This window comes from Paenibacillus germinis (genome assembly GCF_013141785.1).
GTDB lineage: Bacteria > Bacillota > Bacilli > Paenibacillales > NBRC-103111 > Paenibacillus_E > Paenibacillus_E phytorum.
Genome location: NZ_WHOC01000193.1, coordinates 1 through 885 on the forward strand (window position 1 = coordinate 1; position 885 = coordinate 885).

Sequence of the window (885 nt, forward strand, 5' to 3'; positions counted from 1 at the left end):
TTGGTAATTTAATATTAACTAAAGATGGTAGTAACACAAAAGTTACGGGGCAATTAAGCATGGCAGGTGTTGGAAGCTCAAAAAATAAAATAGAAGCTAAATTAACCTTTTATACTGATAAAAATGAGAAAATTGGCGATGTTGCAGTAAGTGGAAATGACTTTGGGGGAGAATCTCAAACGTTCGTATCTGAGGGTGCAGGTGACTTCAGAGCCTATTCAGCGGTTAATCTTCGTATAGGTGCTGTAAATGATCATATTATTAGTGAATTACCAAGCATTCTTTATGAAAACACAAAATTTAATTTCACTCTTAAATTACCCAAAACTTGGGAGGGAAAATATGAAGTTGAAGAAAAGGTAATCGAAAGTGAAGGTTTACGTGCTGATAATTATAATTTTATTGATAAAGCAAATAAAGGGTATGGGGGAGTTATTTTCACGATCACAATATGGACAAAAGAGGATTGGCTTAAAAACGGTCCATCACTAATCGGGGTTGGTCAAATATATAAAATAGGTGAAGATGGGGATAAAGTGTTCACATTAGCTCCTCCAGGAGATGTTGAATACAATCCTCACGATGAGATGTTAAAAGCAGAATTCTTATCAATGTACGACCACATAAACACAATAAAAACCACTTTTAAGCTCACCCCTGCACCCAGTCTTGTGGGTTATATTACCAAGCTTGAAAATCAAAGAGCTTTAGTGGTTAGTCCGATAAGTAGAGAAATCAATCAAACGAGAAAAGAGTTCTACGATGCAATATGGGTTTCAAAAATGACCCAAGATGTAGAGGTTGGACAATACGTTAATGTATGGTTTGAAGGTGCCATAGCTTTGTCATACCCTGGTCAAGGAATAGCATCGAAGGTCACCACTA

The 885-nt window shown here is 36.3% G+C and carries 1 protein-coding gene; it reads left to right on the top strand.

Annotation, left to right across the window (positions count from 1 at the left end; all coding sequences use genetic code 11):
• The coding region (locus GC102_RS37420; RefSeq protein WP_171694016.1) for a DUF3221 domain-containing protein at nucleotides 1-885 on the top strand (885 nt) is incomplete at both ends.